Source organism: Sinorhizobium fredii USDA 257 (genome assembly GCF_000265205.3).
Taxonomy (GTDB): Bacteria; Pseudomonadota; Alphaproteobacteria; order Rhizobiales; family Rhizobiaceae; genus Sinorhizobium; species Sinorhizobium fredii_B.
Genome location: NC_018000.1, coordinates 4,129,154 through 4,151,518, shown reverse-complemented (window position 1 = coordinate 4,151,518; position 22,365 = coordinate 4,129,154). Strand labels below are relative to the sequence as shown.

Sequence of the window (22,365 nt, the reverse complement as noted above, 5' to 3'; positions counted from 1 at the left end):
TTGTCCATTGCATGCCGGTCGGCCACCATCCCCTTAACAGGGAACATAGTGATGACTGCACCATCGACTGGCACAACCACCGTAGCGACGCGCTGCATTTTCAGAGGGTCCGACTATTTCGAAACCGGCGCCCGAGTCCTCGGGTGGGAAGGTCCCGACGGCGGCCCGACGAAGACAACCTCCGACCGACTCGCCACGCCGTTGGTCTGCGCCGGTCAAGAAGGCCGCACCTTCACTTGGGGGCCGCTGTCTGTTGAAGGATTCGAAGACCTTTCGCTCGACGACGCCACAGTCCTCGGTTTCACGAGTGCCGAATATCAAGCGGGGCTGAGGAGCCGCTGGCTCCGGAGGGCTCTCATCCAAAGCGAGCAAGAGCTGGCAGCAGAACTTCTCCCGCCCGAGGACAAGTGGGAGGCCGAGGAGCGCGAGGGGGCGGGAGACTGGGAGGAATGGAATCCGGTTCGCCGCGTTCCATATCCGGCCGACGCCATGTTCGATAGGCACGAAGTGATCGGCTGGGCGGCCGACGAAGTCGACGATAGCCTGGTCTGGGCAGAGGATCGCTTCCTCCGGCACTACCTCGTCCGAGATGGGTCCACCGGCTCTATCGAAAGGAGCGACGCCCCCTTGCGCGACGTCGGCCTTGAAGCATTGTCGATGAAGGACGCTCTGATCCTAGGGTTCGACACCGCGGAATATCAGACCGCTCTCCGCGTCCGCATCCTCGAGCGCCGCCAGGTACGCGACGATCTCGACATGGCGGAGTCGATCATGCCTCCGGCCATAGTCCGCAGCGGTCTCAACCGGCACGGTCGTCTATGCTCCGATCGGATCGGCGGCTGGCCGCTCTGGCAGAGGAACGGCTGGGAGGAGAACCGGCCGCTCCGCGAGTGGATCACCCGCCGCGAGCGTACCGACGCTACGAGATCCACTTCCCGCCGTGTCAACGCCCAAAGCGTCGTGCCCTCGCCCCTGCAGCGGTGACCGTTCGACCGGCGAACGATCTGGGGCTCCTCCCAGCATCCTCTTCTCCGCCTTCCTCTTCTCGGATCCATCGGTCCACGCTGAGATAGCGTTCCAGGAACTCTTTGGGAGAGATTCCTCCGTCCTCATCGTCTTCGAGGATGCGCCAAGCCACATCCGGTTCAGCCTCGATGCATCCGATCGCCCTGCGTCGGAGCGACGGAAGCATCTGGCATCCGGAATTTAGCACCCTAGCACATACCGGCTTGCCGGCGGAGGCCCCGTTGGCGAGGTTGCGCAGCAGGCTCAGGGCCGTCTCCTCCGAGATGGCGGCCGCGAAGAAACGTTCGTCATCCTCTTCCCATGTCCTCACCACGGCGGCGAGCCAGCCTTCGGCCATGTCAGGATCTAAGGTCCGGACCACCAGTCCATCCACTAGAATGTCGCGGACCGGCCCGCCGTGCTCCAGACCGCTGACAAAGGTCGGGCGCAGCCATAATTTGCTTCCGATTGCTCTGGTGAGCGCGGCAAGGTCGGAGCTCAAGGTCCCAGAGGAGCCGTCCGCAAGAAGTCCGAGGAAAACCGTCTCGAGTGCTGCAATCTGGTTGTCGTCCTCAGTGTCTATGTTCGCGCAGATCGCAGCGAGTCCGGCATCGACGGCATGGATGTTTCTTGCCTTGCCCTTCAGGATACGGGGATCGGCAGCGAGCATTTCGAAAAGCCAGACGTTCGACGGGTCGAGGGTCCTCGTCGCGATCAGCTTCTCGAAAAGAGCGTGCCGAATTGCGCCGTCCTGGCGAGCCGCGAGGCATGTAAAAAGCCTCGTCGTATTGCGTTGGAAGATTGGGCCGGCCGATCCGAGCTGGTCAGCGATCGTATCGATCAGGAGCCCGTGGACTCGGGGATGAAGCGACGCCAGTTCCGCTTGTGTTATTTCATTGAAATGTTCGAATGCGGTCGGAGGAAAGAGGTCGGTTCGCGCCATCCGCCGGATAAGCTCGGCCACCCCCTGCTCGTCCCACATCAGCCGGACGGCAACGATCCTGCGGGCACCCTCTTCGACAAAGCGGTACGCCTCCGACTCGGTGATGGCGACTCCTGAGGCGTGGGCCGCGTTGTTCCGGGCGGTGATTAGCGACAACAGATAGTTCTTGTCCGTCGGCTCCAACATCCCCGAGTGCCGCAACATTCTGAAGGATTCAGCCTCGTAGCTCTTTTGCTCCTGATATGCCTTCTCTAGCACTCCGCTGAGTTCGTCGGCAGTGCCATCATATGGCCCGTAGGCCTTGACCTTCAGCCTTAGGTCCTCAAAGACCGCGCATGCCATCATGACCACGGAAGCCCTGTAGGCGCCGGCATTGAAGCACGCGACCGCTTCCGCGAAGTAGGATTTCGAAGAGTCGTTGTGGATGTCTGGAAGGTATTCTTCCGCATCGATCAGCATTCTGGTCATGTACCGGTCCGTCTGAAGGTTTCGACCGTCATAGCCGCCGCGGGTAAACCTGTTCTTATGACCAGCGGTCGAATCCTAACTACGTCGCGTCTCCCGTGCCTCGTCGGCTTCGCGACCTATCCTGTGGAACCGGCTGAAGCTATCGGTTCGAGACGATGCGACGCCTCCCCTTTGGAACACGCGCGACAACGTGCTTGAATTCTTCCAGTCCGTTGCCGCACAGGATGTCTGCCAGCGCCTTGAGCGACACCAGCACGACGATTTGACCATCGATCCCGATGGTTCCTGGACGCCCCTTCAGCACCGATTCCCCTTGACCGAGTTCACGGAGAACCAGAGCCCGCCAGGATGTCCTGGAAGCTAATGCGAAGACTGTACCGGTCGTGACGGAGAACTCACAGCGACATGCCTGGCACTTGGAGTATCCGTGCCACCAGCGCAGTCCTATGCCCTGAAGCCGCCGGAACAAAACCAGTCGGATGCGGCAAGCGCCTGATAGGTAGCGGTTTGCCAGGCGTTCAGTTGGGCACGCCGGGCACTCTCGGCTCTGTCGGAAAGGAGAAGCCGAACATCATCGGCGGTTCCGGACGACGCCACCCGCTCCAGCGAATATCGGATGTTGCTGATTTCGACGCCCGCGTGACTGGCGTAAAGCGATGCCAGACGGAACGTTTCGAAATGCGATGCCGCCCGCGAGATTTTCGTGGCATTCCATCCGGCTGGGGCAGATACTGAGAAACGGACGGCCGCCGGCGACGTTTCCACGACTTCCGCCACCAGCCACTGGGCATCGTCGAAGTCGTCGAAGTAAGGGTGGAAGCTCTGTTGGATTTCCGACGTTGGCTGGTAGTCAAGCTTCAGCTTATTGCATTCCGCGCAAGCCGGGACGAGGTTCAATGGGACAACTGTAAGCGTCGGGTGTATCGCCTGCGCGAGATAGTGATCGAGCGTCGAGACAGTTCGCTGGGCGCACAACGGGCACACGTCGTTCTTTGGCGCCGCCTTCAATTGATCATATAGTCCTCGAGTGCCTTTGCTTTTCACGAAGGTGCCGGAGTACACGCGCTTCATATCCGCTGTTGTAAGCGCCGACGCTACGAGGTTGGATCCGGGGATCGAGTAGAGCGTCATCCCCAAACCTTGATTCAGGTAATCGAGTTCTGCGAGGATAATCCCGGTCGAAGCAAGCAAGAGGTTCTTGTTCAGCCCTTCGTCACGAATGCTGTTGACGCAGGCGTCAAGCACGTTCTTTGCCGCGAATGGCGGCCTCGGGAGCGATCTCATTAAGACCGGTCCCTCTCGAGAACAAGCGCCCGGATGATCGCCTTCGCCTCTGTCCCAAGCTGATCCCCAAACTGAGCGACGGCCTGGTCGTAACTGAGTCTGCGCTCGAATACTGCCTCGACGAGCAAGCGGTGGAATCCTGTTCGCGTTACCTCGAGACTGAAGACTTCGCGCGTCAGGATGCCGACGTTCTCTCCAAAGGTTTCGATAGTTGGCCGTTCGACCTCGGACTTCCGACCGGATCGCCGGAGCTTCCAGGCGCACGATCTCGGAACTTCCTGGAGCACTACGGGAGAGTGCGTGGCGACGATGGCGACGCCATTGCGTGAGACAAGGAGCCGGGAAAGGCTACGAATGAATGCGGATAGAAGCGGAGGATGGAGATGGCCCTCCGGCTCGTCGATCATCACCAATGTTCGCTCGTCGACGAGTTCGACCAGGCGTGTAATCGTCAGTAGAACGATAGCGTGTCCGGAGCTGAGCCGACCGAAACGCTCTTCCGTGGCTGCGGCCCACTCATCCCCCTCCCCACCAAGAAGCTCACTGATCTCCGCTTCGGCGAACAGATCATCGGCTTCAAGTGTTGCAACTGCCTCCCGCCATCGGGACGCCCTCAGGCCCGTCCTGCACCGATCCAGGCTCTTACGGAAGTCGATCGCAAGAGCTTTTCCGATCTTCAAAGTCCGGTCCTGCGAATCCGGGGCCGTGTCGCGTAGGCCAACCTGCTCTATCGGAATCGGGTCGGTGACCGCTGGAACAATCGCGAAATCGTCGAAAGCGCTGAACGATACAAGCACAAGGCTGGAAAACTGTCCCTCCCCCGCACGCTCGGCGTTGAAGACGACCCCACCGCCAGAGTCAGGAGCCTTGTCGTGTCTGTCGAGCAACGCCTTGATCAGGCCCTTCATTGCTCGCGTCTTCCCCACTCCGTTTCGACCGATCAACACGTGCACGTTCGACGGTGGCTCCGAATCCGGCACGACCTCGAAGCTCATCGTGGGCGGTTCAAAAGTCACACCCTCCGGTGCGATCGAGGGCGGCAGCGTATAGAGGAAGCTGAACTTCGTCAGTTCCGCATCCCCGGTCGTGAGGCGATGAAGACGGCCCGTGACGCTCTTGGCGCTTACGCTTCGCAGAAGCGAAGTCGTCATCGAAGGTTCGTGCTGGACCTGGTCGAACAGGGCGAGATTGAACGCAACGTCTCGTAGGCCCTCCAGCATCTTCTGCCGCTGCGCGTCACTAAGCTTGTTCAGGGACTCATAATAATCCTCGCCCTGGCCGAGAGAGAAATAGCCTTCAGGAAGCTCGTCGAATTCCGGGTAGAGTTCCGGTGCACGTTGTCCCGGCTTGAGTTCGCGACTTGGCTGGAGTCCTATACGCCCGATCTTGACTGAGCCTACCTGGTGTCGAACGCCGGTTTCATCGATGACAAGGACTGTGAACATGGTCCGGAACGAGAACCAGTCATCCCAGTTGTCCACCATCAGGTAGGCGCAGTCTCTCGCGTCGGCTGGAATAGCGGCGGAAAATACTCGAAAGAACATCGTGCGAGCGCTTGAATTGATTCGACCCTAACGCACGGTAGACTTGCTTGCTTGCGATTCCAACGTGAGAAGGCACTGCTATACCTCGTGCTGAATTCTTGCCAACTGCGATCCGCGACCCCTAGGCTTCCATCTCCGCGGGTCCTGGACGCCTACCGATCCTCACTCGGCTGACCTCCCCGCGGGGGGACGCGGCGCAGGCCGTCGCGGCGGTCCCGAGGCCCGCCGCGTTTGCCAAAAGCCGAACTGAATGGCGCACAAGATTATCGGTAGCCGAGGGGAGCGCAGCAGTAGGACGCCTTAGCAAAAATATGCACTGCTACCATCGCGAAACCAACCAGAACGGTTCTCGCCGGGCGAATGTAATTGCCTCGGCCAGCAGCCACTGCCGCGCGGAATTCGACAAGGCCCGCTAAACACAGGAAACAAGCTACACAAAGGAGGATCAGGGTCGCCAGGGCGATTAGAGGTGAGTCTGTGCTGCTGTTCAAAACCTTTTCGACCAAGGCCGCGAACGTGCCGATCACGAAAACCAGATGAAAAGTCCCGTTGCCAGCAATCCGGTTCATCGCAATTCGGCGCGGGACCAATTCGTTGCTGAGCGTTTCTGTCATTTTTTGTCTCCCGGTAGGCTACTATTATTGCTGCCGAACCTACCGGCTGAAAGCCATCAGCCGAATTCCGAGTGGGAGGACCTTCACCCGGTTCTCACGTCAACACTTCATTTAACTGTGCGCGGTAGAGCGGCGCCATTTCATTAAGGAGATGGCAGTTGCGACGCTTGGTATTAAATCTTCTTTCCGCAGGCATCTGGTTATGTGGCGGCCTTTTTATTGTGGTGGTCTCATGGTTTGTTGTTGATCATTATTGCGAAACCCATCATCGGGTCGTTGTACAGCACCGGAAGTTTAAGGCGCTTACCCAGGCAAATCCGGATGATCTCGTCGTGGATGGAGGCATCGATTATGCCACGCCCGTTCGTATCGCGATTGCTTACCGCGAGCGCTCTCACCATTTGTCGCGTGTGCTTATCTGGGGACCTGGAGGGTACGGATTTGCCGCGACAGCCGGCGGCCTTGTTCTACGAACTATTGGCCTACCTTTGCTGGTGCCAGCCAATTCCGTTTGTGCATCGGCCTGCGTCAGGATGATGCTGACGGCAGGAAATTGGTCGATCGATCCAGAAGGTTTCGTGCTATTTCATGCCGGTCGGCGAGAGCCGCCTCCGTACGACGATTGTCAGCCATGTCTTTTCCTGAAACAGCACTGGCCTTACGGGACGGCCCCCACGTCAACGCGGCATCTCATGCTGGAGTGGGCTGAGGAAATTTCTCCCAACCTCGCGTCATTCTTGAAGGCCTGCTCGAAAAATCCGCTGGATACCTACGAAGGAATAGCGCTGTCGGGGCAGCAGGTTGAGTTTGTTTCTTCAGGTCGAAGCGACTTCAGTTGCGACGATATCGCTGGTCAGGATATCAAATGGCTTATGGATAGTGGGCGCGTCGGCAAGTTCGTTGCTGATGAATAGATGGACCATGGTCAGCCTAGCCTCGGCGTGACGCAGAGGCGCAGAAATCGTTACTAAGCATCTCGGCTGGCCGGAGTACCATGCGGCCGTCACGGATCTGGCCATACCCGCGACCGCGGCCCACGAGGGCTTGGAAGTCACGGTCATCTCCAAGATTCCGATTAATCCCGCTACCGAATACGACGTCACTCCGGATCGAAACACCAACGCCGTTTTCGGGACGTTCGGATCACCGGCGGTGCCAAGGGAGGCTGCTGTCGTCCGCTGGCATTCCCCAGGTGGGGAAGACTGGTCGCTTCAACCGGGGCACCGTGCGTGTGGACCTCCTGACCTCCTGCCCGTCCACTTGAAGTGCAATATTAACGGTGCATGCTCCAATGCGATCGAGGCACGCAGGGTGCCGCCAAAGCTGGTCGAAGCGATCGCGCGCGGCTTCGAGCGACAGGTCGAGGCGGACAAGCGCAACGCAGCCGAGCGGGAGCGCGTGGTCGCGCCGTGAAGAAGGTCGCAGACGAGGCGGCTGCGGAAGGCCGGGCGGTGATCTATTGCATGGGACTACAACACCAGCTTCGAGCAGGGAAAGGTCGCTGCCGAATTCGCGGACTGCGAACTCAAGCCGTTCGAATGCAAGAAACCCCCTTCCCGGCTGCGGGGTGCACGAGTGGCGACGGCTTCGACGATCTTGTCGAAACCCCTGGTGTGAACTGAGAATTGCGATCCTCAGTGAAGGACTCGGACGAACCTACGACGATACCGCCGTTGCGGACGCTGCTATCGACCATCTGGCGGTCTAGGCGAGCGAGCGAGCGATGTTCCGCGCGCCTTCCCTGCCATGCTCCGGCGCTCCTCGACGGCCGGGCGGTGAGAGCCTGTGATCTGCGTGGATCCGATCATTTCGCAATAGCGACCGACTTTTAATAGTAGTCGAGGTGGTCGCAACGGCAGGGTCATGAGGAGGCGCCGAGACATGGCGGCGATGAAGCATGAGGCGGAAATCGAAAGTCGGCCGAGTACCTACGGAGGTCATCCCCCAATTGATCGGCGAGCGATTGGTTGCACTGGGTTTGGCGGTAGAACGGCCGCATGGGTTCGGCATAAGCAGGGACGGTCGCGAACTCGTAATCAATGTTTTGCTGCATGCCTGCGAAGGCATCCGGACAAGGGTTCGTGCCGGGGGCACGACGGCGTCGTTGCAGATGCGGGAGGACGACAACGTGATGACCGCGGCGATGGTCTACGACCGGCAGCCGATCACGGACTACTTCCGCAGGATCGACGGCAACCAGGTCGCCGGGATGATGGTCGTCGAGCGCGACCCGAGACGGTTCTTCTTCAGGCTGACGAAAGCGGAAGCCCGAGGGCACAGGTGAAGGAACCGTTCTTGAGAAGCCGGATGGCCGCTACATCATTGTGCGAAGTCGCCTGTGGCGGAAGTCGAACCCGCATCTTCCGGAGGAAGTCAGGAACGTCTCGTATTGTAGCTGCTGTTCGCCCGCCGCGCTGAAGGATACCGCTGGCGATCCCGTAGCGGCTTCCTCAAAAAGCGCCCTGTCCCAAGGGCGCCTACAGGATTCTAAAGGGGACTTTGACGCCGAGAACGAAAATGGGAACATATGCGCGCGTGACATTCCTTCAGGCCGCGATGAATGCGGCGGATGTGCGCCTATCTCCCGCACGAAAGGCAAAGCGGTGATCGTACGGGCTGGCTTCAGGGAAAGCTGCTCACGGCGGAACGGCAAGGCCCGCCGCCAGCACGTTGTGGCGAACGCGATCGCGTTTTCCCTGGATGCGTTCGGCCAACTCCGCGGGGCGGGCGGAACGCTGCGGTTCACCACAAGGAACGTTCGAGCTCCATTCTATTCTGCGGCAACGACGCGCAATCCTCCTGTCCTCGCCACCTCTTCGAGATCGTACAGCCGGACGCTTGGGCAGACCTTCCGGGCGATCTCCGTCAAGTGCCTGTGGTGGGTAAGGTAGATCACCTGCCCCTGCATGCCCATGTCGGCAAAGAGGCGGAATGCTTCTTCCGCACGGAAGTCGTCGAACGTTTCCATGATGTCGTCGGCGATGAAAGGGGTCGGCGTCCGGTTGGCGACGAACTCATGGTACCCGGCAACGCGGAGTGCCAGATACAGTTGGAATCGAGCCCCCTTCGACAGCTCGTTCGCCGCCTTCGATCCGCCGGAGGCTGACAGGGCGATCAAGACGTCGCCGTCCTTTCCGGGCTGGGCGGCGACACCCTGATAGGCTCCTCGACTGATTGTCCTGAACGCATCGGATGCACGAGCCATCATGCCACTACGATGACGGTCCCGATAAATCCTCAAGCCATGCTCCGCAGCGGCCACGCCCGCGCGCAACTCCATGTAGCGACGGGCGCTTTCCTCGATTTCAAGAAGCGTTGTCCGTCGATGTTCCTCCAATGCTGCCACCTTCGCGTCGCCGCCGATCGCATCCAACGCGTCCTGGGCCTTCGATCGGTTGTGGAAGACCTCGCGGCACCTGGCATCCTGGTCGTCGAGAACAGGCGTGAGTCTGGCGAGCTCTTCCGCCAGCGCCGGCCTGTCGGCTCCGACCGCAAGTTCCTCGACTTCTGACATGGCGGCTGCGCCGGTTATCTGGAGAAGCTCGTGCTCTGTTTCCGCAATGTTCCTCGTCAGATCGCGGCGCCGTACCGAGACGTCGATGCTGCGCTCCACTTCGCCGAGACTTGCGACGCCGAAGAACTCCAGCATCTGGGCGACCCTTGCTGCGAGCAGTTCGTGCGCGACGTTTAGGTCATGCTCCTCTCTTCGGATGTCGGCGAGATCGCGTTGAAGCTTTTCGCGACGATCCAAGTTCAAGCCCGCAGTCCTGGCCTTGTCGGAGATTGCCTGGAAGAGCGCGAACGGCGTCTCGTCCGGAGATAAACCGAGCGCGTCGGACAACTCGCGCACCCTCGACTCGAAGACGGCCCTGTCCTTCTCCATCTTCTGGACGCGGTCGATCAACCCTTCCCTCTCCCCGACCGCCGACGAAAGCCGCTCGAGAACTGACAGGATTTCGGCAACGGCGCCGACGTTGGGAACGGGCCCAAGCTCGCGAAGCCAGCATGCGCCGCAGACGGCCTCCCATTCCGCCAGCCATGCTTTGGCAGTGTCGTCGGCCTGCTGCAGGATACGCTTCCGTTCGGCGATATCGTTCCGTAGCCGCTCGACATTCGCGACCGCGCTCGCGGCATTCTGGTAAGCATCCACCGCTTCCTCCGCCACGGAAACCAGCGCCGCAATGTCGGCGTTCGGATGGAAAGTGATCTTCGCGTTGGTCAGCGCCTCCGCCAGCAATCGCTTCGCGTGTTCGACCTGATCGCGAACTTCGGCGATCTCCTGCTCGATCGCCGCCAGTTCGCCCTTGGCTTTCAGCGCCGCGTCCCGCATGCGGAGCCATTCTTCGAGCTCCCAGGGATCGTAGACTGGAGGGCCGCCCGAGGCCATCTCTCCGAAGGATTGTTCGATTTCCGACCGCAGGGCTTCCATCCTCGACGCCGCGGTCCCGAGAATTTTCTGGTGGCTTTGAATGTCCGCTTCGACCACGGCACGACGTTGCAGAAGCTGGTTCAGCCTGCTCATCTCCGCGAAGTGAATGAGCCGCTGCGCGACGATTTGATCGTCGGCCCGCATCGCTGCTTCGAAGGCTTCGGCGGATGCTGCGTCCAGTAGCTGCCGATGCGCCGTCCACGCTTTCTCACGCGCGGCGCGGCTGCCGGCCGCAGTCGCCTCGTCTATGTTTCCGGCCTGTTCGCGCAGAACTTCGATCTCAGCGTCCAGCCGCCGTGTCTCCGGCTCAAGCCGCTCCAGCTCCGCTCTCGATGCGCGCTGCTGCTCATCAACGCTCGAGAAACTTGACTTCCAACCTTCCAGCCTTGAAGCCAACGGACGGGCAAGCGACGCAAGCTCTTCCGCGGTGCCTCGCCAAGGGTGCAAACCAGCCAGGACCTCCGACAGCGCTGCCGACGCAGCATCGCGTCGCCGCGACAGAGACCGTAGCGCCATTTCCTGATCCGATTTCGGCGCAACCTTGATAGTTGTCTGGAGCGCTTCCAACGCCTTGGCTCGCTCCGGCGGGATCAGAAGGTCGGCATCGACTCCAGCCTCGGACTCCTGTGCGAGGGCACTTTCGACCCTTGCGAGCTCCCGCTGTGCTGCGAGGCGCGTTGCGTCGACGCCCGACTTCGAGCCGATGAGCGCTCGGAGGGAGCCGACTGTGGGGGCGTCGAGAACAAGGCGCTTTGGAGATTGTTCACTCGGCCTGCCTAGCTGAAGAAGAATGCTTTCGATCGACAGCTCGGCCGCACGAGCCGACAGCTTGGGTATGTCCTTTCCAGCGGTCACATAACGCGCTCTAAGCTCCGAAAGCTCCTCGACTTGCGCAGCCGCCGCCAAAGCGAGGGGGTCGACGGCGATGCCCGAGATTTCCTCCTCGACGGAGGCAATCGAACGGGAAACGTCCTGCAGCTTCACTCGCAGTTCGATCTCTTTGCCCTTGAGCTCGGAGATTTCCTGTCGCCATGCCTCAGGCGGCTCGGGAACCACCTCGAGGCTGGTAAGGTGGTCCTTCAGCGTCCTGAGGCGAGCCATGGCGGGCAGCGCGTTCAGAATGCGTCTGATCTCGTCGATCCTTCGCTGCGTCCCTGCCCTCGCGTCGATCGCCTCATCATACAGACGGGCCAGCCGATCGCGCTCGATGACGAGTCGCTGATAGTCGCTCGCCTGCAGATCGAGCGCATCGCGCTTTTGCTTCAGTTCGGCCAGCCGCGTCTTGAGCTCGCCAAGTGCGCCGCTCTTTGCGCGGTACTTGTAGAAGCCGTCGGCCTCTGCGCGAATAGCGGTCAACTGCCGGCTCAGATCCGAAAGACCCGCGCTCGCGGAGAAAAGCAGTTCTCCGAGATTTCCCTTGCTGGCAACGATCCCTTCCCCGCCCTTCTCCAGGGTATCGTCGTCGAGCGAGAACATCGTGGTGAACGCGTCCCGGTCGATGCCCCCGAGATCCGCCCTGATGTCTGCGTCAGGAAGGATCCGCTCCATGCCGTCGAGGAGGCTGTTCTGAGGCCTCTTTATACGGACGAACTCGCGATCTCTTCCGGCGACGTTGATGTCCGCTCCGATACGCATGGTCGGGTAAGGATGCAAGAAGCCGTACTTGCTTGAGCCGCCGATGCCGAAGATGAGATCCACGATCGCATCGAACGTCGTGGACTTTCCGGCTTCGTTGGGGCCGTAGATGATGTGCAGGTCGGGCGAACCGACGGGCCGTGAGCCGAAGTCCAGGACCCCGTCCGTGAACTTGCCGTAGCGAGCGAGATCGAGCCGGTTTATGCGCATTCATTCTCCCACGGCGCCACGCAAGCGCGCCACTACTTCGGACGAACCGTCCCGAGCAATGTTGGCAAGCACATCTTTGAAGGACGCTTCGTCCGTCCCAAATATGTCGCGGAGTTCGGCCGGAAGCTGGGCGCGAAGCTCTTCCGCTATCGAAATGAGTTCCTGATGATAGGCTGTCGAACTGCTGACCTCGCCGTCTATGATCGACGCCAATTCTGAGAGGGCGCCTGCCCCGCAGCCGATCCCACCGGGTGCGGAGCACGCGGTCTGCACCTTGTCGATCCAGACGTTGCCGATCATCGAGCCGCGCGTTTCCATCTCCGTGCGAAGGAGATCCACATCGCGACGAATGCGCCAGGCAAGCTCGTCGGAACCATGGAGCTGGATGCGCACCACAAGGTGATCAGCGGCGAATGTCGAGCGCAGCGCCTCAAGGCCGGTCGAGATCTGGGCGATCATGTCCTTCCACTCCGACACGTGCGAGGCATCGACGACGAGACGCTCGAACTGTGCGACGCTCGTGTGCCGCTCCTCGACGATCACCGAACGGTCGTCTTTGATCGTCACGAGGGACACCGATTTGGGTCCGTCCTCGTTGATATCGCGCCCCTGCGGCATGCCAGGCATCACGATGACGGAGGCGGCGTCTTCGACGACCGACCGTTTGTGGATATGACCCAGCGCCCAGTAGCGGAACCCGCTCTGCTGCAGGTCAGCGACACTGCACGGAGCGTAGGGGTCGTGCTTCTCCGATCCACCTAGGCTCGTATGCATGATGCCGATGTTGACCGCGTCCGGGACGGGAAGAGCGTAGTGCCGAAGCAGGCTCTGCGGGGCGTGCGGCTTTGCGAAGCTGAGGCCGTGGATCGCTACCGGAAAGTTGCCGGCGCCGCGGTCGATCGCGACCGCTTCTGCGCTCGCGCCGAACACCTTGACCGTCTCCGGCATCAGGAGCTCGGCCGTGATTTTCGACAGGGCGTCGTGATTGCCACGGATGATGAACGTTCGAATGCCCGCCTCGTGAAGACGCCGAAGCTGCTCGGCGAGGAAGCGAGCCGTTTTCATCGACGTCTGATCGCCATCGTACAGGTCGCCTGCGAGAACGAGCGCGTCCACCCGCTCTTCTAGGCAAAGATCGACCACGCGGATGAACGCCCGCCGCGTCGCCACTCCGATCAAATCGGAAAGTTCGGAATTACGGAGAGCCAGCGTTTTCAGAGGCGAGTCAAGATGGATGTCGGCGGTATGCAGGAAGCGATAGGCCAATGTAGTACCTCGAGCATTGACCTGTCTTCATACGTCAGCGGTTGAGTCGAGGCGACAAACAATTCGCGTTTTGTTCTGTTCTCCACACCTTTGTCCGACTTCGATGACCAGGATCTTGATTTGCTGAGAGGATAGGAGCCGACCGAGATGCGACAAGGGCGGGAACCTCCCCTCGCATTGACCGATCAAGGGATACAGATCATGGCCGACAAAGAGAAGATGAGAAGGCTGATCGAGGACTGCCAACGCGATATCGCCGAATATCCGCCGACAGAAAGTGGCATCAGCAAACACTAGTGGCTCCAGCGGTTCATAACCCGCCTTGAGTTCTACAGGCGAAGGACGCACTCGGGGAAGACTGGCAGGGCTGATGGCAGGAAGACGGCGGCGATGAGGGCGGCCCAGAAGCCCGAAAGGGAGAGTTGCAGCCGGCCTGATATGGTCCCCAAACGGCAACAGAGCTGATCCTAACTCGGCCAAGCGAAAACAAGCTTCAGCTTCCGACCCGTTGCGGACGCTCGCCGATAGCTCCGGGGATGTCCGGTATTGCCCCAGAGCGGATGCTCACACAGGATGTTAACCAGTGACGTTGGCTGAGCCGGCAAAATCGGCAACGGCCTCGGTCACCGAGCGGTGAGCCGATCGCCACGAGCAAGTAGTTCTCTCGCTGCGAACTCGTCGTTGACGCAAAGTACCGTGACGCGTTCTTATCGGAATCAACTCCTCACCTGCGTCGGTTAGATCATCCCCATCATCGGAGGCACAAGCAGCCTGTCGGCCATCTGTTTCTGCGCTCCGTTGAGCGACCGATAGAGAGGAGCGAGCGCGGCTTTTAGCTTCCGCACGCTTTCGAGCCTGCCGGCCAGGGCGCTTTCGCTCAGTTCAACATGCTGCAAAGGGGTCGCGGCTGCTCCAGCGGGACCTGCCATTCCCCGCGGCGTCTGCATCATGCCGTCCGGAGCGCCGCGGGCGTTGGCACGCAGAACCTCGGCAAACGCGTTCCACAATGTCTCCTGCTCAGGGACTATCTTGAGTTCCGTTTTCAGGAACGCGACACGTCCCTCGATGTGTTCGGGAGCCATCATCTGGGCCATCGCACCCATGCCGGTCTGCCCCAAAGGTGCCTGACCGGTCATCATACCCATCGAATCTTGTCCGCCGGCCATCATTCGCATCATGCCGCCCATCATGTCACCGCACATCATGCCGCTCGGCATCGGAGCGCTCGGGTTGGCAGCGGGAAGCTGCTGCGCGGCTTCTTCACTCGCCTGCCCGGTTGTGCCCTCGGGATGATGTGCGTCCTCGGCAAAGGCTGGCGTCGCGAGCATGAGCAGTGAAGTCGCCAGCAGTACCGTTCGCAGTGTCGCCATTTCGCTTCTCCTCCACGTTCGCGAAACTATTCACCTCAAAGATACGCCAGCCGAGAAAACCCACCTTGATGCAAATCAAGCGCGGCGTCGTTCAACTGCCGTCGTCACGACGCTTCGGAGGCCGACCATTGCCAATTTCGAATCTCCGGCAGGTCTTCTCCATTCTCGCGGATGTAGGCGTCGTGTTCCGCGAGTTTGCCCTCGACGAAACGAGCGAAGCCCTCCCGCGCTGCGGCCAGGGAAGGAACACGGTCGACCACCGCCTTGGCGAGATGGAAACGGTCAAGTCCGTTGAGAGCGGCCATGTCGAAGGGCGTCGTCGTAGTACCTTCCTCCTGGTAGCCGTGTACATGGAAGTTGGCATGGTTGGTGCGGCGGTAGGTCAGCCGGTGAACGAGAGAGGGATAGCCGTGATAGGCAAAGATAACGGGCTTATCGTGGGTAAACATCTGATCGAACATCTCGTCCGCGATACCGTGGGGGTGCTGGCTGGGCGCTTGCAGCGCCATGATGTCCACGACATTGACGACCCGCAATCGCAGCGAAGGAAATGCTTCCCGCAGGATCATCACGGCCGCGAGTGCTTCCATGGTCGGGACATCGCCGGCGCAGGCGACTATGGCGTCGGGATTGCCGTCGTCATTTGAGGCCCAATGCCATACGCCGAGGCCGGTCCGGCAGTGCGCCACGGCCGCGTCCATGTCCATCCACTGCAGTTCAGGCTGTTTGCCGGCGACGATCACGTTGATGTAGTCGCGGCTCCGGAGGCAGTGGTCAACCACCGAGACAAGCGTATTGGCGTCGGGTGGCAGGTAGACACGAATGATGTCGGCCTTCTTGTTGCCCACATGATCGATGAAACCGGGGTCCTGATGTGAAAAGCCGTTATGGTCCTGACGCCAGACGTGGGAGGTCAGCAGGTAAGTGAGCGACGCAATTGGCCTACGCCAGGGGATGTCCTGACAGACCTTCAACCATTTTGCGTGCTGGTTGAACATGGAATCAACGATGTGGATGAAGGCCTCGTAGCACGAGAAGAAGCCGTGCCGACCTGTCAGCAGGTAACCCTCGAGCCAGCCTTGGCAGAGATGCTCGCTCAGCACTTCCATCACTCTGCCGTCAGGAGATAGCTGCGTGTCGCTATCCAATATCTCGCCGGTGAAGGCGCGAGTTGTTACCTCGAAAACCGGCGACAGGCGATTTGACTCCGTTTCGTCCGGCCCGAAGATCCGGAAGTTCCGCTCTTTCTCGTTGAGTTTCATGACATCACGGAGATAAAGGCCGGCGATGCGGGTCGACTCCGCCGTCTCGGCTCCCGGACCATTGATCTCCACCGCGTAGCGGCGAAAATCCGGCAGGTTGAGATCTTTAAGGAGAAGGCCGCCATTGGCGTGCGGATTCGCTCCCATGCGGCGTTCGCCCCTTGGCGCGAGGTCCCGCAAATTGGCGCGAAGTCGGCCGCTCTCGTCGAACAGCTCCCACGGGCGATAGCTCTTGAGCCACTCCTCGAGAATTCCGAGGTGTTCCGGCACTTCTGCCAGCTTTGAAAGCGGCACCTGGTGCGAGCGCCAGGAGCCCTCGGTCTTCTTGCCGTCGACTTCCCGCGGCCCCGTCCAGCCCTTGGGAGAGCGGAGCACGACCATGGGCCAGGCAGGGCGACCGGAAAATCCCGCACTGCCCGCCTGCCGCTGGATCTCGGCAATTCTTCCGTGAGCCTTGTCGAGTGCCGCCGCCATATCCTGATGCATCTGCCGCGGATCAGCCCCCTCTACAAACAGCGGTTGGTAGCCATAGCCTCTAAACAGAGCCTCCAGCTCTTCGTGGCTGATGCGTGCAAGAACCGTGGGATTGGCGATCTTGTAGCCGTTAAGATGAAGGATCGGCAGAACCGCCCCGTCGCGCGCCGGGTTGAGGAACTTGTTGGAGTGCCAGCTCGTCGCGAGCGCTCCTGTCTCTGCCTCTCCGTCGCCCACGACACAGGCTGCGATGAGGTCGGGATTGTCGAAGACCGCGCCATAGGCATGCATGAGGCAATAGCCAAGCTCGCCGCCTTCGTTTATCGATCCTGGAACCTCTGCTGCAACATGGCTCGGTATGCCGCCGGGGTAGGAAAACTGCGTGAAGAGCCTCTTCAGCCCGGCCTCGTCCGGGCTGACTTCCGGATAGAGTTCGGAATAGGTGCCCTCGAGATAAGTGTTTGCAACGAGACCGGGACCTCCGTGACCCGGACCCGTGACATAGATCATGTTCAGGTCATGTGCCTGGATCAGCCGATTGAGGTGGACATACAGGAAATTCAATCCCGGAGTCGTGCCCCAGTGGCCGAGCAGGCGCGGCTTTACATGTGCGAGCGTGAGCTTTTCCTTCAGGAGCGGATTGTCGCGGAGATAGATTTGCCCTACGGAAAGGTAGTTGGCGGCTCGCCAATAGGCGTCCATCCGCTCCAGAAGGTCTGGCGACAGGGGGCCGGTCATCGGGAGGTCTCCTTCCTGGTGAGAATATCGTTGACTGCTGCTGCGATGACAGCTTCCTCGTCGGCGGCGACCACGCGAACCTCTACGCCGGTTCCGGCGGCAGAGATGACTGGCTTGGCGGAGGCATTGAGCGCCGGATCGAGTTCGATACCCAGAAAGCCAAGGCCGTCGCAGATCCGTTTGCGGATCACCGGCGAATGCTGCCCGATGCCTCCGGTGAAAACCAGAAGATCGAGTCCACCCAACGCCGCCGCATAGGCACCGATCTGCTTTTTGACGCTGTAGCAAAAGAGGGCCACCGCCTCGGCCGCTCTGCCATCGCTTTCCTCGCGGTCGAGCAGATCGCGCAGATCGCCACTCGTTTCGGATATGCCCAGGAGGCCCGAATGATGGTTGATCATTCGGTCGAAACCGGTCGCGTCGACGCCTGAGTTTGTTAGCAGGTAAAGGAAGATGCCGGGATCGAGATCGCCGGACCGCGTGCTCATCGGAATACCCGCCGCCGGCGTAAACCCCATCGTCGTATCAATGCTTCTGCCGTCCTTGATCGCGGCGAGGCTTGCCCCGTTACCAAGATGCGCGAAGATCAGACGCCCCTTTGACGCCAGTTCGGGAGCACTGGTGCGCAAGCTTTCCAGAATGTGGGTGTAGGAGATGCCGTGAAAGCCGTATCGCAGGACCCCCTCCGCATTGAACCGTCTTGGAAGAGGAAGGACGCGTGCGACGGCCGGCATGTCCCGGTGGAAGGCGGTGTCGAAACAGGCGACCTGGAGAACCTTTTCAAGACGCTTTGTGCAGGCCGAGATGACGTCAAGTTCCGTCGGTAGATGTTCGGGGGCAAATGGCCGCAGCCGACGAAGTTCGGCGATCATAGAATCGTCGATGACTTCGGGTGCCTGATATTTGAGCCCACCGTGCACGACCCGGTGCCCGACGGCGGCGATCGATGCGAGCCCGAGACGTTTCTCCAACCAATCAAGCAGGAAGCTCGTGGCGGTGCCATGATTGATCGAGCCGGCGTCGCGGCGGCTCTCCGTCCGGCCTTCCGTTACGATGAAGAGCGTGTCTGACGTGCCTATGCGCTCGAACCGGCCGCGCGACGTCCATGAGTCACGACGCGCACTTTCGCAGACGGCAAACTTCAGACTAGAAGAGCCGCCATTCAGGATCAGGATGTTTCGACCATTCTGCATTTCTGCCGGCCTTCTCCAACCGAGGGTCATATCCGGAACACAACTGGCGGCGATCGAATATGATCCCCGATTGTGTGACGGACGGGTGATACCGCGACGGTTCTGCTCAGTGATTGCGTGATCAGTCTCGGGAGAAGGACTCGACCTCGATCCAATTGCGACACTCGCGATGGCTGGCGCGCACACTCTCGGTATACCACTAGACAGCCGCTCGATTCGCGACAATACGCAGTCTGTTCCTGACGCCCCCGGCACCGCTGATCGTCTCGGCAGCGACGCGGGCCGCCTCGCGTATCGCCTCGCTTTCGACTTGTCCCCACAAACTGACGTTTCCATTCTCGATCGTCACGTCGATTGACCCTCGGTCAAGTCCGAGATCGGAACAAAGCCGCGCCAAGACGGCCCGCCGCACTGCCTCATCACCGACAGCAACAACATCAGGCGTGGCTTCAGTGATCGTCCGAAGGATGTCGCTTCGGCTTATGATGCCAACCATCGCGCCAGCTCGCACGACCGGAATGCGCTTGATTTCGTTGGCGGCCATGATCGCGGCAACGCGGCCGAGGGGCACATCTTCATCAACCGTGACAACGTCCCGCGTCATTACGTCGCCGACGCGCCAGCTATGTCCCTTGATAAAGGCCTCCGGCTCCGGTCTATCGCTCACCTGGCCGCGCCCCGCAGCCGATCCCAGCTCCGCACGCCGCAGCAAATCGCCCTCCGACAAGATACCGACCAGCTTGCCGCTGTTGTCGCATACAGGCAGGCCGCTTATTCTGTTCTCGAGCATCATACGCGCAGCATGACTTATGCTGTGCTCGGGGCTTAGCGAGAGCACGTTCTTGCTCATGATGTCTTTTGCTAGCATCGTATCGAACTCCCGTTTCAGCCGCGCAGCATACGCCGTCGCGCGCAGCAGGAGATTGATGCCGGTCAAAGAATTGGCGTCCCGAACGGATAGGATGCCTGGATGAGCATTGATCCACGCCATCGCCATAATCCTCTGGACGATCGAGCCGCGACCGTTCGCGCCGATGAGTCGCGAGCGACGCCGACGGCAGGCGTGATCTATACCTGCCCCATGCATCCGCAGGTAAGGCAGATCGGCCCTGGAAACTGCCCGATCTGCGGGATGGCGCTCGAGCCGGAAATGGTGACCGCCGAAACGGGGCCGAGCCCCGAACTCATCGACATGCGGCGGAGGTTCTGGATCGGGCTGGTTCTGACGGTACCAGTGCTGGCGCTGGAGATGGGCGGCCACCTCGTCGATCTGCATATGCTCATCGACGCCCAGACATCGAACTGGCTGCAGCTCGTCTTCGCAACGCCCGTGGTCCTGTGGGCAGGCGCGCCATTCTTCGAACGGGCATGGCGGTCAATCGTCACGCGGCACCTGAACATGTTCACCCTGATCGCGATGGGCACCGGGGTGGCCTGGCTCTACAGCGTCGTGGCCACGCTTGCGCCCGGCCTATTCCCCGCCACCTTCCGTTCGGCCGACGGAGCGGTACCGATCTACTTCGAGGCGGCCGCCGTCATCACAGTGCTCGTCCTGCTCGGGCAGGTTCTGGAACTGCGCGCCCGAGAACAGACGGGCGGCGCGATACGGGCGCTTCTGGACCTCGCCCCGAAGACGGCCCGTCGCATCCGGGACGACGGGACCGACGAAGACGTGCCGCTTGAGGCGGTTGCCGTCGGCGACCGGCTGCGTGTGCGGCCGGGCGAAAAGGTCCCGGTCGACGGCACCCTCGTCGATGGCCGCAGCTCCGTCGATGAATCGATGATCACCGGAGAATCGATGCCCGTCACCAAGGAGGTGGGTGCGAACCTCATCGGCGGCACGATGAACAAGACGGGCGGCTTCGTCATGGAGGCTGGCAGGGTGGGACGCGACACCATGCTGTCGCGGATCGTGCAGATGGTGGCGGATGCCCAGCGCTCGCGCGCTCCGATCCAGCGCCTGGCCGACGAGGTCTCCGGATGGTTCGTCCCCGCGGTCATCGCGATCGCCATAATCGCCTTTGCCGTCTGGATGTGGGTGGGACCGGAACCGCGCTTCACGCATGGACTGGTGTCCGCTGTCGCGGTGCTGATCATAGCCTGCCCCTGTGCCCTTGGTCTCGCCACGCCGATGTCGATCATGGTCGGCGTCGGCCGCGGCGCACGCCTCGGGGTGCTGATCAAGAACGCCGAGGCCCTGGAACGCTTCGAGAAGGTCGACACGCTCGTCGTCGACAAGACGGGGACCCTCACCGAAGGCAAGCCCAAGGTGACGTCGATCGCCACAACAGAGGGGCTGACCGAGAACGAGCTGCTTCGACTGGCGGCGACCCTGGAACGCGCCAGCGAGCATCCGCTCGCGGCCGCCATCGTCGACGCCGCGTCGGAACGCGGCCTGGCGCTCGGCAAGGCGGAAGACTTCGACAGCCCGGTCGGCAAAGGCGTCACCGGTTCCGTCGACGGGCGCAAGCTGATCATCGGCAGCCACCGGATCATGGAGGAGTCCGGCGTCGATGTGTCGGCCCTCGCAAAGGAGGCCGAGGCTCTGCGGGGCGAAGGAGCGACCGTCATCTTCGTCGCCATCGACGGGCGTGTCAGCGGCCTGCTCGCGATTTCGGACCCGATCAAGGCGACGACCCCGGAGGCCGTGCAGACATTGCTGAGCGAAGGCGTCCGGGTGGTGATGCTGACCGGGGACAACAAAACCACCGCCAACGCCGTCGCGCGCAAGCTGGGCATCACGGAGGTGGAAGCGGAGGTGCTGCCGGATCACAAGAGCGAAATCGTCGCCCGGTTGCGCAGCGAAGGCCGGATCGTCGCCATGGCCGGAGACGGCGTCAACGATGCGCCGGCGCTGGCGGCCGCCGATGTCGGCATCGCCATGGGCACCGGAACGGACGTGGCGATCGAGAGCGCAGGCGTAACCCTGCTCAAGGGCGACCTCCAGGGGATCGCGCGGGCAAGGCAGCTAAGCCATGTAACGATGAGGAACATCCGGCAGAACCTGTTCTTCGCCTTTATCTACAACGCTGCGGGAGTTCCGGTCGCGGCGGGCGTTCTGTACCCGGCCTTCGGGCTGCTGCTGTCGCCGATTATCGCGGCCGCGGCAATGGCGCTCTCGTCGGTCAGCGTGATTGGGAATTCTCTCAGATTGAGGAGTGTGCGGATATGAAGTGGGAACGCAAATGGACGCTTTTCGCCGCTTCGCTCGCTGTGATCGCCGCCTTCTTCGTTCTCCGCGAGCACTGGCAGCATGCACTGGGCCTCGCGCCCTATCTTCTGCTGCTCGCCTGCCCGTTGATGCATCTCTTCCATGGCCACGGCAGTGATCGCCATCATCATCGGACGACGAAGACGGACGATCTTACATGACCTACGCTCACTCAGCGCAAGCCCTTGCCGATATCGGGACTTCCCCGGAGGTGCTCTTTGACTACCTCGATGACCAGGCCAGCCTCGGGTCGCACATGCAGAAGCCTTCGATGATGATGCTCGGCGGACGGATGTCATACGAATTCGACGACGCCCAAGGCCGCACCGTCGGTTCCGTCATCAGGATGCAAGGCAACATACTCGGCCTCGTGCTCTCCGTCGAAGAAGTCGTCATCGAGCGGCAACCACCCCACCGCAAGACATGGGAGACGCGAGGCCATCCCAACCTCTTGGTGATCGGTTCCTACCGGATGGGGTTCGCGATCAATGCCTCTGGCCGGGCTTCGCGGCTGCGCGTGTGCATCGACTATGATTATCCGGGCACGTTCGCGGGCAAGCTGCTCGGCCCGCTATTTGGCCCCATCTACGCACGCTGGTGCGTGAACCGCATGGCGAAAGACGCAGCGAACGCGTTTGAAGGCAGCGGGCGGTCATAGGTCGACGGAGGGAATGAGCCAAACCATGGCCAATCGACCGTGAGCTCCAAGCTGATTAGGT

General features: G+C 61.0%; 17 protein-coding genes. 6 read left to right on the top strand and 11 right to left on the bottom strand.

What is annotated here, in order from left to right; genetic code table 11:
* Positions 1-51: 51 nt before the first annotated feature.
* Entirely contained in the window at positions 52-984 is a 933-nt protein-coding gene (locus USDA257_RS19400) for a hypothetical protein (protein ID WP_014764661.1), read from the top strand.
* On the opposite strand, the gene USDA257_RS19395 is transcribed toward USDA257_RS19400, so the two are convergent.
* The 5 genes from USDA257_RS19395 to USDA257_RS19380 all read right to left on the bottom strand — a co-directional run bounded on the left by USDA257_RS19395 (position 944) and on the right by USDA257_RS19380 (position 5,858).
* A complete protein-coding gene (locus USDA257_RS19395) occupies positions 944-2,416 on the bottom strand; it encodes a hypothetical protein (protein ID WP_014764660.1) in 1,473 nt (490 codons plus the stop codon). The two genes, USDA257_RS19400 and USDA257_RS19395, sit on opposite strands and share 41 nt — an antisense overlap.
* Positions 2,417-2,555: 139 nt before the next feature.
* Positions 2,556-2,720 (bottom strand): hypothetical protein, encoded by a 165-nt coding sequence (locus USDA257_RS36645; protein ID WP_014764659.1) that lies wholly within the window; start codon positions 2,718-2,720, stop codon positions 2,556-2,558.
* Positions 2,721-2,860: 140 nt separating this feature from the next.
* On the bottom strand, positions 2,861-3,661 hold the full coding sequence (locus USDA257_RS19390; RefSeq protein WP_223843345.1) for a hypothetical protein: 801 nt from the start codon (positions 3,659-3,661) through the stop codon (positions 2,861-2,863).
* Between the two features lie 38 nt (positions 3,662-3,699).
* Positions 3,700-5,244, bottom strand: coding sequence for an AAA family ATPase (locus USDA257_RS19385; RefSeq protein ID WP_014764657.1), 1,545 nt, complete (start codon positions 5,242-5,244; stop codon positions 3,700-3,702).
* 263 nt (positions 5,245-5,507) lie between these two features.
* Positions 5,508-5,858 (bottom strand): hypothetical protein, encoded by a 351-nt coding sequence (locus USDA257_RS19380; protein WP_041414424.1) that lies wholly within the window; start codon positions 5,856-5,858, stop codon positions 5,508-5,510.
* Positions 5,859-6,016: 158 nt separating this feature from the next.
* Here USDA257_RS19380 and USDA257_RS36180 point away from each other — a divergent pair, with 158 nt between their 5' ends.
* Together USDA257_RS36180 and USDA257_RS38560 are read left to right on the top strand one after the other, a co-directional pair.
* A complete protein-coding gene (locus USDA257_RS36180; RefSeq protein ID WP_144051947.1) occupies positions 6,017-6,772 on the top strand; it encodes a hypothetical protein in 756 nt (251 codons plus the stop codon).
* A 983-nt stretch (positions 6,773-7,755) separates the two neighbouring features.
* Positions 7,756-8,142, top strand: coding sequence for a DUF4334 domain-containing protein (locus USDA257_RS38560; RefSeq protein ID WP_014764653.1), 387 nt, complete (start codon positions 7,756-7,758; stop codon positions 8,140-8,142).
* A gap of 486 nt (positions 8,143-8,628) precedes the next feature.
* Here the strand turns inward: USDA257_RS38560 and USDA257_RS19365 are convergent, their stop codons facing one another.
* The 6 genes from USDA257_RS19365 to USDA257_RS19340 all read right to left on the bottom strand — a co-directional run bounded on the left by USDA257_RS19365 (position 8,629) and on the right by USDA257_RS19340 (position 19,303).
* A complete protein-coding gene (locus USDA257_RS19365) occupies positions 8,629-12,132 on the bottom strand; it encodes an AAA family ATPase (protein WP_014764652.1) in 3,504 nt (1,167 codons plus the stop codon).
* Positions 12,133-13,398 carry a metallophosphoesterase family protein gene (locus USDA257_RS19360; RefSeq protein WP_014764651.1) on the bottom strand — a complete coding sequence of 422 codons (1,266 nt, stop codon included), beginning with the start codon at positions 13,396-13,398 and terminating at the stop codon, positions 12,133-12,135.
* A 737-nt stretch (positions 13,399-14,135) separates the two neighbouring features.
* Positions 14,136-14,768, bottom strand: coding sequence for a Spy/CpxP family protein refolding chaperone (locus USDA257_RS19355; protein WP_014764648.1), 633 nt, complete (start codon positions 14,766-14,768; stop codon positions 14,136-14,138).
* Between the two features lie 104 nt (positions 14,769-14,872).
* Positions 14,873-17,242, bottom strand: a complete 2,370-nt coding sequence (locus USDA257_RS19350; protein WP_014764647.1) for a phosphoketolase family protein — start codon at positions 17,240-17,242, stop codon at positions 14,873-14,875.
* The gene (locus USDA257_RS19345; RefSeq protein WP_041414421.1) at positions 17,239-18,435 is read right to left on the bottom strand and encodes an acetate/propionate family kinase; all 1,197 of its coding nucleotides are present in this window, start codon (positions 18,433-18,435) and stop codon (positions 17,239-17,241) included. The genes USDA257_RS19350 and USDA257_RS19345 overlap by 4 nt, the downstream gene beginning before the upstream one ends.
* A gap of 199 nt (positions 18,436-18,634) precedes the next feature.
* Complete coding sequence (locus tag USDA257_RS19340; protein WP_041415441.1) at positions 18,635-19,303, bottom strand: CBS domain-containing protein; 669 nt, start codon at positions 19,301-19,303, stop codon at positions 18,635-18,637.
* Positions 19,304-19,405: 102 nt separating this feature from the next.
* Here USDA257_RS19340 and USDA257_RS19335 point away from each other — a divergent pair, with 102 nt between their 5' ends.
* From USDA257_RS19335 to USDA257_RS19325, 3 genes are read left to right on the top strand one after another with little or no spacing between them, the layout of a single operon-like run.
* Positions 19,406-21,607, top strand: a complete 2,202-nt coding sequence (locus USDA257_RS19335; protein ID WP_014764644.1) for a copper-transporting P-type ATPase — start codon at positions 19,406-19,408, stop codon at positions 21,605-21,607.
* Positions 21,604-21,807, top strand: coding sequence for a DUF2933 domain-containing protein (locus USDA257_RS19330; protein WP_014764643.1), 204 nt, complete (start codon positions 21,604-21,606; stop codon positions 21,805-21,807). Before USDA257_RS19335 ends, USDA257_RS19330 begins: the two co-directional genes overlap by 4 nt.
* On the top strand, positions 21,804-22,304 hold the full coding sequence (locus USDA257_RS19325) for an SRPBCC family protein (protein WP_014764642.1): 501 nt from the start codon (positions 21,804-21,806) through the stop codon (positions 22,302-22,304). Before USDA257_RS19330 ends, USDA257_RS19325 begins: the two co-directional genes overlap by 4 nt.
* Positions 22,305-22,365 lie beyond the last annotated feature (61 nt).